Origin of the sequence: Desulfocurvus sp., assembly GCF_023230885.1 — a bacterium.
In the GTDB taxonomy this organism is placed as follows: domain Bacteria; phylum Desulfobacterota; class Desulfovibrionia; order Desulfovibrionales; family Desulfovibrionaceae; genus Desulfocurvus.
In genome coordinates this window covers 1-18,040 of the sequence record NZ_JALNWM010000046.1, presented here as the reverse complement: position 1 = coordinate 18,040, position 18,040 = coordinate 1, and the positions used below count along the sequence as shown (strand labels likewise).

At 74.2% G+C, this 18,040-nt stretch carries 17 protein-coding genes; 2 read left to right on the top strand and 15 right to left on the bottom strand.

What is annotated here, in order from left to right:
• The 9 genes from M0P34_RS05045 to M0P34_RS05005 all read right to left on the bottom strand — a co-directional run.
• Nucleotides 1-329, bottom strand: a 329-nt coding sequence (locus M0P34_RS05045; protein WP_291497020.1) for a response regulator, incomplete at its 3' end; no start/stop codon positions are given.
• Nucleotide 330: 1 nt separating this feature from the next.
• A complete protein-coding gene (locus M0P34_RS05040) occupies nt 331-2,022 on the bottom strand; it encodes a PAS domain-containing sensor histidine kinase (protein WP_291497018.1) in 1,692 nt (563 codons plus the stop codon).
• Nucleotides 2,023-2,177: 155 nt separating this feature from the next.
• Nucleotides 2,178-4,820 carry a PEP/pyruvate-binding domain-containing protein gene (locus M0P34_RS05035; RefSeq protein ID WP_291497016.1) on the bottom strand — a complete coding sequence of 881 codons (2,643 nt, stop codon included), beginning with the start codon at nt 4,818-4,820 and terminating at the stop codon, nt 2,178-2,180.
• Between the two features lie 8 nt (nt 4,821-4,828).
• Nucleotides 4,829-5,218, bottom strand: coding sequence for a response regulator (locus M0P34_RS05030; RefSeq protein ID WP_291497014.1), 390 nt, complete (start codon nt 5,216-5,218; stop codon nt 4,829-4,831).
• 254 nt (nt 5,219-5,472) lie between these two features.
• Complete coding sequence (locus tag M0P34_RS05025; RefSeq protein WP_291497026.1) at nt 5,473-6,093, bottom strand: PqiC family protein; 621 nt, start codon at nt 6,091-6,093, stop codon at nt 5,473-5,475.
• The gene (locus M0P34_RS05020) at nt 6,093-7,730 is read right to left on the bottom strand and encodes an MlaD family protein (protein ID WP_291497012.1); all 1,638 of its coding nucleotides are present in this window, start codon (nt 7,728-7,730) and stop codon (nt 6,093-6,095) included. The genes M0P34_RS05025 and M0P34_RS05020 overlap by 1 nt, the downstream gene beginning before the upstream one ends.
• Nucleotides 7,727-8,419: a paraquat-inducible protein A gene (locus M0P34_RS05015; protein ID WP_291497010.1), complete on the bottom strand. Its 693-nt coding sequence runs from the start codon at nt 8,417-8,419 to the stop codon at nt 7,727-7,729. The genes M0P34_RS05020 and M0P34_RS05015 overlap by 4 nt, the downstream gene beginning before the upstream one ends.
• The gene (locus M0P34_RS05010) at nt 8,416-9,021 is read right to left on the bottom strand and encodes a paraquat-inducible protein A (RefSeq protein ID WP_291497008.1); all 606 of its coding nucleotides are present in this window, start codon (nt 9,019-9,021) and stop codon (nt 8,416-8,418) included. The genes M0P34_RS05015 and M0P34_RS05010 overlap by 4 nt, the downstream gene beginning before the upstream one ends.
• Nucleotides 9,022-9,218: 197 nt before the next feature.
• The gene (locus M0P34_RS05005; RefSeq protein ID WP_291497005.1) at nt 9,219-10,142 is read right to left on the bottom strand and encodes a LysR family transcriptional regulator ArgP; all 924 of its coding nucleotides are present in this window, start codon (nt 10,140-10,142) and stop codon (nt 9,219-9,221) included.
• A 114-nt stretch (nt 10,143-10,256) separates the two neighbouring features.
• Here M0P34_RS05005 and M0P34_RS05000 point away from each other — a divergent pair, with 114 nt between their 5' ends.
• Nucleotides 10,257-10,868, top strand: coding sequence for a LysE/ArgO family amino acid transporter (locus tag M0P34_RS05000; protein WP_291497024.1), 612 nt, complete (start codon nt 10,257-10,259; stop codon nt 10,866-10,868).
• A gap of 141 nt (nt 10,869-11,009) precedes the next feature.
• Here M0P34_RS05000 and M0P34_RS04995 read toward each other — a convergent pair whose 3' ends face one another.
• From M0P34_RS04995 to M0P34_RS04970, 6 genes are all read right to left on the bottom strand, one after another.
• Complete coding sequence (locus tag M0P34_RS04995) at nt 11,010-12,188, bottom strand: tetratricopeptide repeat protein (RefSeq protein ID WP_291497022.1); 1,179 nt, start codon at nt 12,186-12,188, stop codon at nt 11,010-11,012.
• Between the two features lie 16 nt (nt 12,189-12,204).
• A complete protein-coding gene (locus M0P34_RS04990) occupies nt 12,205-12,960 on the bottom strand; it encodes an energy transducer TonB (RefSeq protein WP_291497004.1) in 756 nt (251 codons plus the stop codon).
• A complete protein-coding gene (locus M0P34_RS04985) occupies nt 12,957-13,370 on the bottom strand; it encodes a biopolymer transporter ExbD (RefSeq protein WP_291497002.1) in 414 nt (137 codons plus the stop codon). The genes M0P34_RS04990 and M0P34_RS04985 overlap by 4 nt, the downstream gene beginning before the upstream one ends.
• Complete coding sequence (locus M0P34_RS04980; protein WP_291496999.1) at nt 13,367-13,924, bottom strand: MotA/TolQ/ExbB proton channel family protein; 558 nt, start codon at nt 13,922-13,924, stop codon at nt 13,367-13,369. Before M0P34_RS04980 ends, M0P34_RS04985 begins: the two co-directional genes overlap by 4 nt.
• Entirely contained in the window at nt 13,905-15,332 is a 1,428-nt protein-coding gene (locus tag M0P34_RS04975) for a MotA/TolQ/ExbB proton channel family protein (protein ID WP_291496997.1), read from the bottom strand. Before M0P34_RS04975 ends, M0P34_RS04980 begins: the two co-directional genes overlap by 20 nt.
• 92 nt (nt 15,333-15,424) lie before the next feature.
• The gene (locus M0P34_RS04970; RefSeq protein ID WP_291496995.1) at nt 15,425-16,276 is read right to left on the bottom strand and encodes a DUF3450 domain-containing protein; all 852 of its coding nucleotides are present in this window, start codon (nt 16,274-16,276) and stop codon (nt 15,425-15,427) included.
• A gap of 727 nt (nt 16,277-17,003) precedes the next feature.
• On the opposite strand from M0P34_RS04970, the gene tsaA reads away from it, so the two are divergent.
• Entirely contained in the window at nt 17,004-17,516 is a 513-nt protein-coding gene (gene tsaA / locus M0P34_RS04965) for a tRNA (N6-threonylcarbamoyladenosine(37)-N6)-methyltransferase TrmO (protein ID WP_291496993.1), read from the top strand.
• Nucleotides 17,517-18,040 lie beyond the last annotated feature (524 nt).

Genomic DNA, 18,040 nt, shown 5'->3' with positions numbered 1-18,040 from the left:
TCGTCGATGTGAAAGGGCTTCATGACGTAGTCGTAGGCCCCAAGGCTCATGCCGCGCAGGCCGGACTCCGCCGAGCCGTGGCCCGTGAGCATGATGACCTCGATCAGCGGATGGCGGCGCTTGATCTCGCGCAGGACCTCCAGCCCGTCCATGCCGGGCATCCGCACGTCCAGGACCACCACGTCCACGGGCGTGGCGCGCAAAAGCTCCAGCGCCTCGCGCCCGCCCGGGGCCGACACCACGTCGAGGTTGCGCTTGGCAAAGCGCTTGACGAACAGCTGGACGAAATCGGGCTCGTCGTCCACGACCAGCACCTTGATGGGGTCCATGTCAGCCCTCCTCGGCGGCCTGCGCCGCATGGGCCGCGCCGTGCCCTTCCAGGGGCAGGGTGATGGTGAACACCGCGCCGCCATGCTGGCCGTTGGACGCCGCAAGCCGCCCGCCGAGCTTGCGGATGATGCTGTAGGCGATGGACAGGCCCAGGCCCGTGCCCTCGCCGGGGGCCTTGGTGGTGAAGAAGGGGTCGAAAATGCGCGACAGGTAGCCCTCGGGGATGCCCGGGCCGGTGTCGCTCACGCTGAGCCACACGGCCTGGCCGTCCTCGGTGCGCCCCGTGGCCAGGGCCACGGTGCCGTTGCGGCCCACGGCGTCGATGGCGTTCTCCAGGATGTTCAGCAGCACCTGCTGGACCTGGGCCGTGTCGGTGCTGATGCGCGGCAGGTCCTGGGCGTAGTCGCGGCGCAGGGCGATGTCGCGGTGCATGGCCTCGCTGCGCAAAAACGACAGGGTCTGCTCGGCCACATGGTTCATGTCCACGTCCTCCTCCACCGGCTCCATGCGCCGGGCGAAGCCGAGCATGCGGTGGGTCACGGCCCGGGCGCGCTCCACATGGTCTTCGATCTTGTGCACGGCGGACTCAATCTCGGTGAAGTTCTCGATGGTCTCGGGGTTCTCCTCGGTGAGCAGGTCCTTGATCCAGCCCGCGCTCTCCATGATGAGCGTCAGGGGGTTGTTGATCTCGTGGGCCACCCCGGCCGCCAGCTTGCCCAGGGCGGCCATCTTGGCCGACTGCATGAGCCCGGCGTCCAGGGTGGCGCGCTCGCGGTCGGCGGCCTCCAGCTTGGCGACCATGGAGCGCGCCGTGAGCACCGTGCCGGTGACGATCATCAGCGCCACCAGGCCCAAGGCCAGGGCGCCGATGGAACGCGTGCGGATCAGCGGCGACATGGTCTCGTCGGGGTCTTCGGTGACCACGAGCAGCCAGCGCGCGCGCGTGAGCCACGACTGGCCGGTGATGACCCGCCGCCCGCCCAGGGTCGTCTCCTCCACGCGCTCGCCGTGGAACAGGTTCACCCCGGGCAGCCCCGACTCCTGGAGCACGCTGCCGCCAAAGCGCGTGGGCGTCTGGAGCTGCCCGGCGGCGTTGACCAGGAAGGCGTCGCCCGTCTGGCCCGTGCGCAGGCTCTGCACCAGCGAGTTGAACACCTCGGAGTCGATGGTCGCCCGCAGGATCCAGGCCTTGTCGCCCTGGCCGCAGCGCACGGCGATGATGAAGTGCGGGAAGTTGCGGAACCCCAGGAACACGTCGCTCATGTATTGGCCCTTGAGCATGGCCTCGGCGAACCACTCCTCGCCGCTGTAGTTGATCCCGGCCAGCTTGTAGGGGCCCACATAGGCCACATGGCGGCCCTGGGCGTCGATGACGCCCAGGTCGATGTAGGAGCGGGAGTTGGCCTGCACCACGCCGAACACCGCCGCCAGCCCTCCGGACTCGGTCAGATCGGCGAAGGAATGGGTCTGGCCGAGGGTGCGCAGCTGGGACAGGCGCTCGTCCAGGAACAGGTCCAGGGAGCGGCGCTTGTTGACCACCGTGGAGGCCATGGATGTCATGACCTTCTCGGTGTACGCCTCGCTGAACTGGCGGTGGATCACATAGCCCATGAGCAGCAGGGGAATGAGGGAAAAGGCCAGGGTCGTGGCCGTTATCCTCCACCGCAGCCGCCTGTATTCCTGCATCGCCATCGCCGCCTCCAGCGCTGTGCCGCAGGGCCGGGAAAACCGGCCCCGCCCAAGAGGGACAGAGCAAGACACGAGCCAGGATGTCGCCTTGCGCGACTTACGCAACATGTCGTGCCTGCTGGAAAACTAAGTGGCAAAATCGCGCAAGGGCCGGATTTCTAGCGCCGGGGGGAGCCGCCCGCCAGGGCCAGCAGTCCGTCGCGCACGGCCCTGGTCCGCCGGGCGGACTCGACAGGATCGGCCATGATCATATCCAGTTGCCTCGTGTGTATCACAAGATATCCCAGGACTTCCAGCAATTCCAGGACCCGGGGGGCGGCCAGGGCCTCGGCCCGCGCGGCCAGGGCGTCCCCGGTCACATCCACGCGCATCCCGCGCTCCTCGAGCAGCCCGGCGATGAACCGGGCGCGCAGCTCGCGGCGCTGGCGGTCGGCGGCCCCGCCGTTGAAGCGCAGGCTCACATGGTTGCCCCCGGGATCCTCCCCGGCCTCGGCCTCCACGATGCTGAAATGGAACCCGAACCGCGAATGCAGGTTGCAGAACGTCTTGGAGATCATGAAATAGTTGCGCTCGCTGAAGCGTGAGGCCGCCGCGGCCTCCAGGTCCGGGTTGGCCGTGGCCTCGGCCAGCACGGAGAGGAAGCCCCGGGCGTTCACCGGCGGGGGGCCCGCCCAGGGCTGCGCGGTCATGCCGCGCCACAGGGCCAGCATGGGCGCGCAGGCGATGTCGTCCAGGGTCACGGTGGGCCCGTCCACGGCCCGGGCGAGTCCGCCGCCCAGGTCCACCACCCAGTACTGCATGGGCACGCCGCAGACCAGCCGCCGGGCCGCGCCTTCGGGCAGGGGCAGGGCGTTGTCCGGGTCGAACATCTCGGCCACGGCCTTCTCGTGGCAGAAGCGGGTGATGTCGTGCAGGGTGGCGCAGGCCTCGGGGCGGAAGCCCTCCCCCTGCGGGTCCAGCAGGCGCAGGGGCACCACCAGCTCCGCGGCGCGGGCCAGGGCCTGGTGGACGGGCGAGCCGTGGATGGGGCTGCGGCGCGGCTCCCGGGATTGCGGCGCGACCTCGCGGCGCCCGGCCAGGATCACGGCGGCGTCGGCGTCCACGGTGACCTCGCCGCCCTCCGGCAGGGCGGCGACCGCCCCCTGGCAGGCAAAAAGCGCCGGGACGGCGAACTCGCGGGCCACGGTGGCCAGGTGGCCGGTGACCCCGCCGCGCTCGCAGACCAGGGCCGCCGCCCGCGAAAGCAGCGGCGCCCACTCCGGCAGGGCCAGGGGTGCCACGAGCACCGCGCCCTCGGGAAAGCCCAGGGCGTCCGCAGGCCTGCGCGCCACGCGCACGGGCCCGGACCCGACCCCGGAACTGGCCGTGACTCCCCCGCGATACAGGACGGACGGGCCATCCGGCCCCTCGGCGGCAGGCGGCGGAGCCGCGGCGGAGGGCGCCTGCGCGGCCCCGGGGCCGTCCCCGGCGGCCAGGCCCAGGGGCCGGGCCTGGAGCAGGGTGAATTCCCCGTCGGGCTCCAGGGCCCATTCGATGTCCTGCGGGCCGCCGCAATGGGCCTCCACGGCCAGGGCCAGCCGCGCCAGCCGCAGCACGGCTTCGGGCTCCAGGGTCGGGCGCCCGGCCGTGGCCGCGTCCAGCAGCTCGCGCTCCAGGCCCTCCCCGGCGCCGGGAACGTAGGCCGTCTCCTGGGCCGTGTGCTCGGCGCGCACAAGCTCGGGCCCCTGCGGGCCGCGCGCCAGGAGCCAGGTGTCGGCCGCGTCGGAGCCGTCCACCACGGCCTTGGGCAGGCCGTGCACGGCGCTGACGGTCAGGGTCCGGTCGGCGGCGTCCAGGGGGTTGGCGGTGTAGGCCACCCCGCCGCACAGGCTGGGGACCATGGGCAGCACCAGGACGGCCATGGGCACGTCCTCGTCGCGCAGGCCGCGGCCCAGGCGGTAGGCCATCGCCGTGGCGCCGTACAGCGAGGCGACCACGTCGCGATACACGTCGCCCAGGGAATCGGGATGCACGTTGAGCTCCGAGCGGTATTGCCCGGCGAAGGATGTCTGGGCAGCGTCCTCGCCCACGGCGCTGGAGCGCACGGCCAGGCGCAGGCCCGGCCCGTGGGCGGCCAGCAGCTCCGCCAGCCCGGCGGCCAGGGCCTCGCCCAGGGCCGGGGGCAGCGGCGTGGCCACGATGCGCTGTTGCAGGGCGGCGGACAGCGAATACAGCCCGTCCAACCCGCTTCCGGCCTGGGTCTGGCCCAGCCGCTCCAGCTCCACGCGCAGGTCCTGATGGGCCATGAAGGCCGCGAACCCGGACACGGTGACCACGAACCCCCGGGGCACGCGCACCCCGGGCAGCGTGCCCAGCTCGCCGAGCATGGCGGCCTTGCCCCCGGCGCGCGGAGCGTCGGCGGCGCGCAGGGCCGCCACGGGCAGCACCAGCGGCCCCGGGGCGGGCGGCGGGCCGGGGGCCAGCAGGGCCTCCAGGCGCCCGGCAATGGCCGCATGGCGCGGCAGCAGGGCCTCGTACCGTCCCGGAGCCAGGGCGCACAGGGCCCGGGCCATGCGCAGCACCTCGGCGCTCACGGCGGTGCAACTGGCGCGCACGAAGTTCATGCCGAAGGCCCGCGGGCCGCGCAGGGCCTCCTGCATGGCGCCCATGAGCTCCAGGGCCCGGTTGTTGGCGGCCAGCAGGACGCGGAAGTTGAGGCAGCGCTCGCGGTGGGCCTGGAGCAGGGCCGCCTCGCGCGCCGGGTCGGGCGCGTCGCGCAAAAGCCCGGCCAGGGAGCGCAGCAGCCGACGCAGCGAACCCATGCGCCCCCCTAGCCGCGGCCCGCCCTCAGGCGGCTGCGCTGGCAGGCGTCCTGGATGCGGAACAGGAACTCGTTGATGGGCACCGGCTTGAGCAGATAGTCGAAGGCGCCCAGCTCCAGCCCCTTGCGCGCCGATTCCACGCTGGCGTGCCCGGTGAGCAGCAGGACCTCGGCCCGGTGATCCACCGAGCGCAGGCGCTCCAGGATCTCAAGGCCGTCCATGCCCGGCATGCGCACATCCAGCACGATGACATCGAAGCGCTGGGTCGCGGCCAGGGCCAGGGCCTCCTCGCCGCCGGAGGCGACGGTCAATTCCACATTGCGCCGCGAAAGCCGCTTGCGCATCAGGTCCAGGAACTCGCTCTCGTCGTCCACAAGGAGCAATCGGATGGCGCTCATGGGTCCTCCCTGGGTGCGGGCCCGGCCCGTCGCACGGCGTTGCCCGGCGCGACGGGCCGCAGCCCCGGGGTGTCTTGTGCAGAGTAAAAGAGCAAGCCATGTTCCAGAACGGCCAACGGCGCGCAAAGACAACACACCGGATTAAAAGACTTTAATCTGGAAAAACCGCGCAGGGTCGCGCAAGGCCCCGCAGGGTCGCGCAAGCCCGGCCCGGCGGCGGGCGGCGTTGCGGCGGCTGAGGCCGGCCGGCCCGGTCAGCGCCCCCGGGCCCGCAGGGCCAAAATGGCCTCGGCCATCTCCCGGGCCAGGGCGCCCAGGGCCCGACCGTGGGCGGCCACCAGGGCGGCGTGGTCCGCCCCGGCCACGGGCTCGCGCAGGGTGGTGCGCCGCACGACCTCGGCCCGTTCGGCCCCGCGCGGAAGCACGCCCCAGGTGGCCTCCAGCACAACCTCGCCCCCCGGGGCGCCGTCCAGCCGGGCCACGGTCACCGGCACCCGGTAGTCGGGGTCGATGAATCCCTCCCACGGGTGGCCCACCACGCGCTGGGAATCCAGCAGCGCGGCGATGTCGCCCACCAGGGCGCCGAGCACGGCCTCGTCCAGGGGCCCGGCCCAGCGGTGGAACTCCTCCAGGTGCACGCTCTGGCCCGAGTCTCGGATCACCAGCTGCGGGCGGTCGATGACCCGGGGAATCTCCAGCGGACCCACGCCCACGGCCGGGCCGGGCCCGGGGGCCAGGGCCGCCGGGCTCCGGGACTCCAGGGTGTAGAAGGCCGTGGGTTCCACGGCGCCCCGGCAGCCGCACAGGGCCGCCGCGAGGCCCAGGAGCAGGGCCAGGGTCCGCAGGGTTCGGGCCGGGGCGGGGCGGGCGCGCATCACGGGGCCTCCTTGCCGTAGAGCAGCGCGTCGGGCTGCCGTTCGAGGGTTTCGGAAAGCACGCGCAAGGAGCGCGCCGCGTCGCCCAGCTCGCGCAGCAGCTTGCGCATGTCCGTGCGCAGGGTGGCGTCGGGCGCCAGGGCGGCTTCGGCCCGCTCCAGGGTGGCGGTGGCCTGGTCCAGGGTCCGGGCCATGCCCGGCAAGAGGTCCAGCTCGCGCGCGGTGCCCATGAGCTGGCGCATCTGCTCCAGGGTCACGCGGATGGAGTCCATAGTGGAGCGCAGCTCGCGGGCGATGTCGCCCATAGGCACCTGCTCCACCCGAGCCAGCACGCGCTGGACGCTGGCCAGCAGCCCGCCCAGGGCCGAGGGCGCCGTGGGCAGCTCGGGCAGCTGCCCGGAGGTGTCCACGCGCCCGGGGGCCATGCGCGGGTACAGGTCCATGTCCACATAGGTCTGGCCGGTGAGCAGGTTGCCGGTCTTGAGCTGGGCGCGCATGCCCATCGCCACCAGGGAGCGCACCACCGCGTCGCGCCCGGCGTCCCGGCCGCGCAGGGTGAACCGCTCGGGCTCGATCTCGATGGTCACGGGGATGCGCGCGAGCCTGCGCCGGGGGTCCATCTCCAGGCGGATGTCCGTCACGCGGCCGATGGACATGCCCCGGAACTCCACGGGCGCCCCCACGGCGAGGCCGCGCACGGATTCGTCGAAATGCAGCACATAGCGCTCGCGGTAGTCGAAGGCGCGCTCGAAGCCGCGCTCGCGCGAGGGATGCAGGGTGAACAGCGCCTCGGGCGGGGCGGGCTCCGAGGCATCGTCGGCCCCGGGGCTGTCGAAGGCCACGCCGCCCAGCAGCAGGGACACCAGGGACTCGGTCTGCATGCGCAGGCCCCGGGCGTCCAGGCGCAGGTCCACGCCGGAGGCGTTCCAAAAGCGCGTGTTGCGGCGCACGCGCTCATGGTACGGCGCCTGGACGAAGACCTTGACCTCCACCTGGTCGTTCTTCTTCAGCTCGTAGCCCACCACCTGGCCGACCTTGATCCGGCGGAAGTAGACCGGCGAGCCGATGTCCAGGGATCCGAGGGTGGTTGTCCGCAGCAGGAAGTGGCTGCCGCCCGCGTCGCTGGTGACCAGGGGCGGGGCCTTGAGGGCCGTGAACTCGCTTTGCAGCTTGCCCTTCCTGGACGGCCAGATGCCGATGTAGGCCCCGGAGAACAGGGTTTCCAGGCCCGAGACCTCGCTGGGCGTGATCCTCGGGCGCACGAGCCAGAACTGCGTTTCCGAGCGCAGGTAGCGGTCCAGGTCGCTGACCAGGCGCGCCGTGACCAGCACATGCTCCAGGGTGTCGTCGAAGCGCACGGACTCCACCAGCCCCACCTCGACATCCTTGAACTTGACCCTGGTCTTGCCGGCGACGATGCCCTCGGCCGTGTCCATCTTGATGGTGATCAGCGTGCCCTGGGCCTTGAAGGCGTCGAAGGCCATCCAGGCGGCGGCCACGGCGGCCACCAGGGGGATGAGCCAGACGATGGACACCAGGCGCCTGCGGCGCACCCGGGCCGTGGGCAGCGCCGCGAAATCCGGCGCGGGCCCGGCGCTCCCGGCCTCGGGGGTGGGGTGGACGGACGGTTCGGTCATGACGGACTCTCGCTTTTCTGGTCCCAGATCAGGCGGGGATCGAAGCTGCGGGCGGCGAACATGGTCAACACCACCACGGCGGCGAAAAACACGGCGCCCTGCTCGGCCTCGATGAACGCCAGGGCCTGGAGGCGCACCAGGGCCACCAGGATGGTCACCACATAGACATCGACCATGGACCAGCGGCCCACGGCCTCCGTCAGCCGGTAGAGGCGGGCCCGGTCGTGGCGGCGCCAGCTCCCGCCGTGGCGCGAGGAGAGCAGCAGCAGCACGAGGACGACGATCTTGAGCACGGGCACCACCACGCTGGCGAAGAACACGATGGCCGCCAGGGGCCACATGCCCGTGGTCAGCAGATAGTAGACTCCCGAGAGCACCGTGTCCTTGCGCGCCCCGCCGAAGGTGGTCACGGTGGTCATGATGGGCAGGGTCATGGCCGGGACGTAGAAGATCACGGCGGTGACGAGATAGGCCCAGGTGCGCCCGAAGCTGTCGGGCTTGCGGCTGTGCAGGGCGGCGCCGCAACGCGGGCAGGCCGCGTGGTCCGCGCCCCCTGCCGGCGGGCGCACCAGCAGATGGCAGCAGTGGCAGCTCACCAGCCCGGCGCCGGCCGCGGTGGGCGCGGGGCCGGGCTCCGGGGCGGGCGCGCCGAGGCCGGGCGGCCGGGAAAGGCCGGACGCGGCGCTCACCGGCGGATCTCCAGCCGGTCCCAGACCGCGCGGGGGTCCAGGCTGGAGGTGATGCCTGCCAGCACCAGCACAAGGAACCCGAAGGCATACAGCGCCGGGCCGACGACGATCTCGGCCATGGACGACAGCTTGACCATGGCCACCAGCACGCCCAGCAGGAAGACCTCCATCATGGCCCAGGGTTGCAGGGCCAGCACGGCGCGCAGGGCCCGGGCCGTGCCCGGGGCGGGCAGGCCCAGACGCAGGGGCAGGAGGATGTAGGCCAGCAGGGTCAGCTTGAGCAGCGGGATCACCGCGCTGGTCAGGACCACCAGCAGCGCCAGCCCGGCCATGCCCTGGTCGGCCAGCAGCCAGGCGCCGGAAAGCAGCGAGGCCTGCTGCACGTTGGCCTCGATGCGCATGGTCAGGAGCGGAAAGGCGTTGGCCAGGACGAAGAGGATCAACCCGGCCACGGTCAGGGCCAGGACCTGGTCCAGCCCCGTGGCGCCGTGGCGGTAGAGCACGGCGCCGCACCGCGCGCAGCGGGCCACCCCGCCCGGGGGCAGGGCCACCGCGCGTTGCAGCAGATCGCATTCGTGGCAGGCGATGATCGTACCGTGCATGGCCGCATCCCGGTGTCTCCCCCGTCCGCGACGCGGGGCGCGCCGCCCCGGGCGGCCTGCGCACGCTTCCTTAAACCACGGGACGCAAAGACATGTAAAGCCCGGCGGGCGCCGAACGGACAGGAATCGATCGGCCCGGGGACGCGGGAATCGATCATCCCCGGCGCGCGGCCGTTTTCGCGCCCCGGGCCGCCCGCTCAGGCCGGGGCGCCCCCCCGCGCACCGCCCTCCCAGGGTTCGAGCATTCGCCGCGCGCCCCGGGCCAGGGCCTCGCTCAGGGCCTCCAGCAGCGGCGAGCGCAGGTTCCAGCGGTGCCAATAGAGGGCCACGGGGACCTCGGTGCGCGGGTCCACGCAGACCAGCCGCCCGGCCTCCAGGGCGGCGGCGGCCTGGATGAACGGCGTCATGCCGCAGGCCAGCCCGGCCTCGGCCAGGGCCATGAAGCGCCCCGGCGCGGGCACGAAGTGCACGGGATAGTCCCGGGGCGGGTCGGGGAACAGCCGCCCCAGCACCAGGTCGTGCAGGTCGTCGGCGCGGTTGAAGCGCACCGCCGGAGCCCGGGCGGCGGCCTCGCGGGTCAGCCCCCGGGGGAAGTACCGGCGCACGAAGCCCGGCGTGGCCAGCAGGCCGTAGCGCATGACGCCCAGGAGGCGCACGGTGCAGCCCTGCATGGGCTCGGCGCGCGCGCTCACGCAGCCGAGCACCTCGCCGTCGGCCAGCATGCGGTGGGTGCGCTCCTGGTCGTCCACGGCCAGGTCCAGCAGGGCGCCGCGCTCGCGCACGAAGTCCGTCACCGCGTCCATGAACCAGAAATCCAGGCTGTCGGCGTTGATGCCGATGCGCAGCACGGGCCGTCCGCCCGGGGCCGCCGGGTCCAGCTCCGCGGCGAGGTCCTCCTCCAGGCGGCGGACCTGGAGGCAGTGGCGGATGAGGCGGCGGCCGTCGGCCGTGGGACGCGGCGGCGAGGCGCGCGTGAGCAGCACCCGCCCGGTGCGCTCCTCCAGCAGGCGCACCCGCTGGGACACGGCCGACTGCGTCAGGCACAGGGAGCGCGCCGCCCGCTCGAACCCGCCCTCCCGGACAACGGCCGCCAGGGCCTCAAGAAGCTTGTAGTCGTGCATGGCGCGTCATTAGCATCTCTAATGGAAAATCAAAACAATCAATTTTACTGCGAGTCGCGGCCGGAATACAAGGCCCTGGCGCGGCGCATCCGTCCGCGCCAGGGAGGTTTCGCCATGCTCATGCCGTTTTTCCAGGGGTTCGGGGTCGGGGGCGGGCTCATCGCGGCCATCGGCGCGCAGAACGCCTTCGTCCTGACCCAGAGCGTGCGCCGCAACCACGCCTGGGCCGTGGCCCTGCTGTGCAGCCTGTGCGACGCGCTGCTCATCGGCGCGGGGGTGGTGGGCATGGGCGCCGCGGTGGCGGCCAACCCGTTCCTGGGGCGCGTGGCGGCCTGGGGCGGGGCGGCGTTCCTGTTCTGCTACGGCCTGGGGGCCCTGCGTTCGGCCCTGCGCGGCGGGCGCCTGGACGCGGGCGGCCGGGGGCCGACGGGCCTGGGCCCGACCCTGGCGGCGACCCTGGCCGTGACCCTGCTGAACCCCCACGTCTACCTGGACACGGTGGTCATGCTGGGCAGCCTGAGCGGGCAGTTCCCGGGGCCGGGGCGCTATGCCTTCGGCGCGGGCGCGGCCTGCGCGTCGCTGTCATGGTTCCTGGCCCTGGGCCTGGGCGGGCGGCTGCTGGCCCCGGTCTTCGCCCGCCCGGGGGCCTGGCGCACCCTGGACGCCCTGGTCTGCGCCACCATGTGGACCATCGGCGCGGCCCTGCTGCGAAACACCCTGGCCTGAGCCCCGAATCCCGCCCCGGGCACAGGCCGCCGGGACGCGGCAAGGGCGGGGCCCCCGATCCTGAAAAGAACGGGCGCCCCGCCCTCGCTGCGGCAGCCTCATCCACGCCCCCCCGGCTCCGCCGCACCCGGCGCCCGGGCGTCAGCCCGGGCCTTCGTCCGCGCCCAGCAGCTCCAGGGCCCGGCGCGCTGCGGCCGCCGTCGGGGCGAAGGCGGCGGCGCGCTCCAGGGCCTGACGGGCCTGGGCCGGGCGCCCGGCCTCGCGGGCCAGCCAGCCCAGGCGCAACCAGGCCCGGGCGTTGCCGGGGTCCAGCTCCAGGGCCCGGGCGCAGGCATCGGCGGCCTGGGCCGCACGGCCCCGGGCTTCGAGCATGGCGGCCATGCGCAGCAGGCGTTCGGCGTCCGGGGCCTGGGCCTGGGCGGCTTCCAGCCAGCGCAGGGCCTCGTCCAGCCGCCCGGCCCGATGGTTGGCCAGGGCCAGGGCATCGCAGTCGCCCGGGCCGGGCCGGGGCCCGGCGGCGCGCTCCAGGGCCCGGATGCCCAGGGGCAGGGCCCCGGCGGCCAGGTACAGCTCGGCCAGGGCGCGCAGGTCCTGCGCAGCGGGCGGCTCCAGGCGGGTCAGGGCCTCCAGGGCGGCCGCGGCTCCGGCAAGGTCGCCACGCTGGCTGCGGATTCCCGCCAGCAGCCGCCACCAGCGCCCGGCCCCGGGCTCGGCCCGCAGGCAGCGCAGCGCGGCCGCCTCGGCCAGGGCGCCGTCGCCACTGGCCAGGGCGGCGGCGGCCAGCAGCTCCAGGGCGCGCGGGTCGGCCCCGGCCCCGGCGGCCAGGGGTTCGAGCAGGCGCAGGGCCTGGCGGTACTGCCCGGCCAGATGGCGGGCCGAGGCGGCCTGCAACAGCAGTTCCGGCTCGGGCTCCGGGGCCAGGGCGGCGGCGCGCTCCAGGTGCTCGGCCGCCAGGGCGTAGTCCCGGCCCTGGTAGGCGGCGATGCCCAGATTGCGGTGCAGGGCCGGATCGCCGGGAGCGCGCTCCAGGCCGGAGGCAAAGGCCCGGGCGGCGTCGGCCGGACGGTCCTGGGCAAAGAGGGCGTTGCCCAGCAGATGCCACACCGGCACGGGCGCGGCGGCACCCTCGGCGGCGATGAGCGCGCGCAAAACGGCCTCGGCCTGGGCCGGGCGGCCCTGCTCCAGGGCCTGGGCGGCCTCGTGCAGGGCCGTGCGCGCGGCGGCGGAGACCTCCTCGGGCTCCGGGGCGGCGGCAGCCCCGGGGCCGCAGGCCACGGCCCACAGCAGGCAGGCCAGGAGCAGGGCAGCGGTGAACCGCATGGCGCCCACGGCCGCCCTACCCGCCCAGCCCGAAGCGCACGGGCAGCTCGACCCAGGTGGGCACGGCCCGCCCGCCCAGGCGCCCCGGGCTGAAACGCCAGCCGCGCACGGCGCGCAGCACGCTGGATTCGAACACGCCGGGCGGGTCCGCCGCCAGGACCGCGACCTCGGCCACGGAGCCGTCCTCGGCCACCAGGAAGCGCACGGTGACCGTGCCGCTCTGGTTGCGGCTGCGCGCGGCGTAGGGGTACTCGGGGGGCGCGGAGGCCACCACCCGGGGGGCCTGGTCCACGTCGGCCAGCTCGAAGGCGCGCGGCGCGGCGGGCTCCAGGGGCCGGGCCACGGGCAGGGCCAGGGGCGCGGCCGCCGCCAGCCGGGGAGCGAAATCGAACTGCGGCTGCGGCGCCCGGGCCTGGAGCCGGGGCGGCTGGGGCAGGGGCGGCAGGGGCTCGGGCCGCCGCGCGGGCTCGGGCGGCGGCGGCTCCTCGGGCAGGGGCTCGGGGGCCAGGGCCTGGGGCGGCAGCCGGGGCGCCTCGATGACGCGCACCGGAGGCTGGACGGGCCCGGCCTCGGGCAGGGCCCCCTGGCGCGCCAGCAGCGGCAGGACGACGAACACCGCGACGTTGACGGCCACGGCCAGGGCCACGGCCAGGGCGCGGTCGCCCAGGCGCCGCCGCGCGCCGGAGGCCCGGCCCGGCGCCGGACCGGAAACGGCGCCGAGGGGCGCCCCGCCCCCCGCGCCCACGCAGCCCCGGGCCGGGCAACGGATCATTCGGGCCTCCGCGCGGCCACGGCCAGGTTGCGCGCCCCGGCCAGGCGGCACTGATCCAGCACGCGGACCACCTGCCCGGCGGGCGCGGCCTCGTCGGCGGCGACCACCACCGCCCCCCCCGGGGTGGCGGCCAGGAAACGGGCCACCAGCGGGCGAATGGAGCGCAGGTCGGCCCGGGTATGATCCACATGCAGGGTGCCCTCGGCGGTGATGGCCACCACCAGGGTCTCGGCCTGCACGTCCACGGCGGTGGCGGCCTCGGGGCGGCGCACGTCCACCCCGGCCTCGCGCACGAAGCTGGAGGTGACCAGGAAGAAGATGAGCAGCAGGAAGACCATGTCGATGAGCGGGGCCATGTTCAGCTCGGCCGGGCCGCCGCGCCGGGCGCGGGAGTGGCGGTAGCAGCTCATGGCCGGGCCTGCGGGGCTCCGGGGCGCCCGAGCAGCAGGCACTGGCGCTGGACGCGGGCCTTGTGGCGCGCGGCGCGCCGACGCAGCAGGCTGCCCGCGAAAAGCCCGGGGATGGCCACGGCCAGCCCGGCCTGGGTGGTGACCAGGGCGGCGGAAATGCCCGCCGACAGGGCCTTGACGTTACCCGCGCCGAGCACCGCCATGTCCGCGAAGGTGCGGATCATGCCCGTGACCGTGCCCAGCAGCCCCAGCAGGGGCGCGGCCCCGGCCAGGACCAGGATGGTGCCCAGGTGGCGGTCCACCGCCGCCTCGTGGCGGTGGAACAGGGCGTGCAGGAGCTTGGCGTCCAGGCCCGGGTCGCCGGTGCGCCGGGCGGCGTAGGCGGCCTCCAGGTCCGCGCGCCAGAGCCGGTCCGCCCGGCGCAGGCGCCACAGCTCGCGGGCCTTCAGGAAAACCAGGAACCACAGCCACAGCGACAGCAGCACCAGGGGCAGCATGACCCAGCCCCCGGTGCGCAGGTAGCCGAGCCCGGCCTCAAGGGCGGTCCGCCACATGCCTGCCTCCGCTGGCGCGGTCCGCGCCGTTGCCGTTGCCCGCGCCGTTGTCGCGCAGAATGGCCACGGTCAGGGCCACGCCCTTTTCCTCCATGTCGCCCACGATGCGGTCCACCCGGCGCTCCAGGAAATGGTGGGCGATCATCACCGGGATGGCCACCATGAGCCCCAGCTCGGTGGTCACCAGGGCCTGGCTGATGCCGCCCGACAGGGCCCGGGGGTCGCCGCCGCCCGAGAAGGTGATGGCCGTGAAGGTGTCGATCATGCCCGTGACCGTGCCCAGCAGGCCGAGCAGCGGCGCCACCGCCGCCAGCACGGCCAGGGTCGGCAGGAAGCGCTCCAGGCGCGGCACCTCGCGCAGCACGGCCTCGTGGAAGGCGTTCTCCAGCACGTCGCGCGTGCAGCCCGTGTATTCCAGCCCCGCGGCCAGCACGCGCCCGGCCGGGGTGCCCGCATGGGCGGCGCAAAGCCTGCGGCCCTCGTCCAGCCGGCCCCGGGCCAGCAGGTCCGCCAGTTCGCCCGCCAGCCCGGCCCCGCCGGGGCGCACCCGGGCCAGGGTCCAGCAGCGTTCGAGCACCAGCGCCACGGCCACCACGGCCACCAGCAGGATGGGCCAGACCAGGAACCCGCCCGCCTCCAGCCAGTCCGGGCCGCCGCCCTGCTCCAGGCGGTCGAGCACCGCGCCGCCGGACAGGTCCAGCACCGCCGTGCCGCCCGTGCCCCCGGCGAAGTCTTCCAGGGTGCCCGACAGGCTCCAGGGCGCGGAGGCCGCCAGGGCCAGGTAGCGGCCCTGGGCCGCGTCCAGGCGCAGGAATCCGGCCTGCCCGTCGGCCAGGTACCAGGCCCCCAGGCGGCCCAGGCGGGTGATGCGCCCCCGGGCGGGGGCGCCGTCGGCCCCGAGGAAATCGCCCTCGAAGGCCACCAGCCCGCCGCCCGAGGCGATCTCGGCGCACAGGGCGTCCACCAGGGCCGCGAGGGAATCCGCCCCCAGGGGCGCGTCGTCGTCCAGAAGCGGGGCCAGGGCCGCGCGGATCCCGGGGGCCTCCGCCGCCAGGGGGCTGCCCGCCAGCAGGCCGTCGGCGTCGCCCGCCGCAGCGCGCATGACGGCGCGCACCAGCCCGGCCTGCCCGCGCGAGGTGTCCAGGGCCGTGCGGGCCTCGGCCTCCGCGGTGCGCAGGGCGGCCACGCGGGCGTCCAGGGCCGCGAGACGCTCCTCGGCGGCGGCGCGCGCAGCGCGCAGGCGGGCGGCCTCGGCGCGCAGCTCGCGCCGCTCCCGGTCCACGTCCTGGCGCAGGGCCTCGGCCTCGGCCCGGGCCGTGACGGCCTGGGCGGCCAGCTCGCGGGCCGCCTGTTCCGGGGCCTGCCGGGCGGCGGCACAGGGAGCAAGGGCAAGGGCAAAAAGCAGCACGGCCAGGAAAGCAGCGGGGGCAAGGCCCGCGCGGGCCGGGGCCGAAGGCGCCAGCGGCTGAGCCGGGGGGCGATTCGTGCGCCGGGCGGGGGTCATGGCCGCACCCCGCCCTGCTCCGGGGCCGACTCCGGGGCCTGCCCCGGGGCCGGGGCTTCAAGCCGCGCCGGGCCCACGGGCAGGGCCAGCAGCTCGAAGGCCCGGCGATGGTCGTGCATTTCCAGGGCCTCGGCCAGGGTCCGGGCCTCGGAGGCGCCCAGGGGCTCCCAGCCCGGCGCGCCGGGCACAAGGCGCGCGGCCCGGGCCCCGTCGCGCGATAAAAACAGCGCCGCGGCGCGCCCCAGGCGCAACACCCGCCCCTGGACCCTTGCACCCTCCAGGTCGACGGCCTCGTCCCAGGCTTCGACCAGGGCGCCGTATCCGGCCTCCACCTGCAAGGCTTCCAGGAAGCGGCGCAGCTTCTCGCCCGGGGCCAGGCCGTAGTCGCCCAGGGTCTCGCGCAGCATCTCCAGGCGCTCGGCGCGCTCCCGGGGCAAAAAGGCCAGGTCGGCGGCCACCAGTTCCTCCAGGCGCACGAGCACGGCGTCGAGCACGGGCTCCAGCCCGCGCTCCAGGGCCGCCAGTTCCCGGGCGGAGTCGCGCAGCCCGGCCACCACGGCCTCGCGGCGGGCGATGTAGTCCTGGCGGCGGACCAGGGCGGCCTCCAGCCAGGCCAGGGTCTCGCCCTCGCGGCGGATCTCGTCGCGCAGGGCGTCGCGCTCCAGGGCCCAGGAGTCGGCGCCCCGCTGGGCCTCGCCCTGGGCCGTCACCGCCCCGGCAAGCCGCCCGGCGGCCTGCTCCAGCTCCGCGCCCCCCGGGCCGGAAGACGCGGCCAGGGCCGCCGCCCCCGGGGAACCGCCAGCCAGCAGGGCCAGCAGGGCCAACCCGCCCAGGCCGCGCGACGCCACGCGCCGCCAGCCGCCACGCCGGGACGCCGCCGGGGCGCCGGGGCCCCGCCTTCCAGCGTCACACCCGGCTCCACAACAAATCGCGAGCTGCTGTTTCTCTTTCATGCCTGAAATATTTTTTCGTATGACCGGCCGGTACCGTCCGGCCAGGAGCCCCCGGGCCATTGAACCGAAGGCTTCCCCGCGATACATCAAAACACGGTGTCTGGCAACGGAGGCCCCGGACCGTCCCCGCGCCCCGCGCTGGCCCAGGGAAAAAAGACTGCTTCATAATGAAAACGTGCCACGTCAGAATCACGAACCAATGCCTTCCGCCGGATTCGACCTCGCAGGAGGGCCAACGGAACCGGCGCGCGGGCGGCGGAACCGGAGCCCCGCCCCGCCAGCACCCAGCCCGGCGCACGGGCGGCGGGAAACGGCGCCGACCGCCGCCCGGCCGCCTTTCCGGTGCGCCGCCCCGCCTGCGGCGCGGCCTCCAAAGCCCGGCCCCCGCGGCCGCGGGCAAGAAAGTCTTCGCCAAAACCCTGCTGCGGCACGCCCCTCCGAAGCCCGCCCCCCGCGGCCAAAACCTGGGACGAGGACGGCCCGGGCCTGCTGCGGCACCCCCCCGAAGCCCGGCCCCCGCGGCCTGCTCCGGCCGAACCGAAGGATCATACTCTGATATCACAGGCTTTTTTTGCCGCACCTTTCCTGCTACAGACCAGGAAAACCCGCGAGGCAGCAGACCATGGACATCACCTACCGGCCCATCGGCCACTTCCAGACCCCGCACAAGCATATCAAGGGCATGCCCATCCAGCCCACGGGCGCCCAGGGCATCAAGGGGACCATTCTGGTCCTGCCGGAGTTCCGCGAGGGACTGAAGGATATCGAGGGCTTCTCGCACCTCATCGTCCTGTACCACCTGCACCGCAGCCGGGGCCCGGAACTGACGGTGCTGCCCTTCCTGGACCAGACGCCGCGCGGCGTCTTCGCCACCCGCTCGCCCCTGCGGCCGAACCCCCTGGGGCTGTCGGTAATGCCCCTGTGCGCGGTCACCGCCGAGGGCCTGGTCCTGGACAACGTGGACGTGCTGGACGGCACGCCGGTCATCGACATCAAGCCCTACGTCCCGGACTTCGACTCCCGGCCCGCCGCCCGGGCGGGCTGGCTCGAGGGCCGGTCGGGCAACGCCGCCACCCACCGCGGCGACGAACGCTTCGCCGCCCGGGAGCGGGAGGAGGGCGGCGGGCCCCGCTGACGCGGCGACGCGCGCCACCGCGCCCCCCGGGGCCGGGCGGTGGCCGGGCCGCCCCCGCGCGCGGGAGCCCTTGGTGGCCGGGTGGCCGTCATACTCGCCGGGCTCCGGCCGCCCCACGGGCCTGCCCCGCGCGCGGGAGCCCGTGTGTTCCGCGCCGAAACAGCCTCCGCGAAGGAAGCGGGAGCGTGTTTTTTTGCATCGTCGCAAAAAAACACGCTCCTTTTATTCCCAGCCATCACGGCATGTTATGACAAAAATCGTTGCAGCGCTGCAACACAAGGGCCCGCGAAGCGCCGCTCCACCCGGGCGGAGCCAGGCGTGAAAATACAATAAAATAAAGGCCATAAGCCGCATGGCATGGTTGATGCTCAAGGGGGGCATTGCGACAAAAGTCACAATCCCCGGTTCGAGCACAAAACACCCTATTGAGGAGTTTCACCATGAGCCAATGCGGTTGTTGCATGTCTCCCCAGGAAGAGCGCGTCATCGGCAAGGACATCGATCGCCAGGGCCGCGAGCGCGTC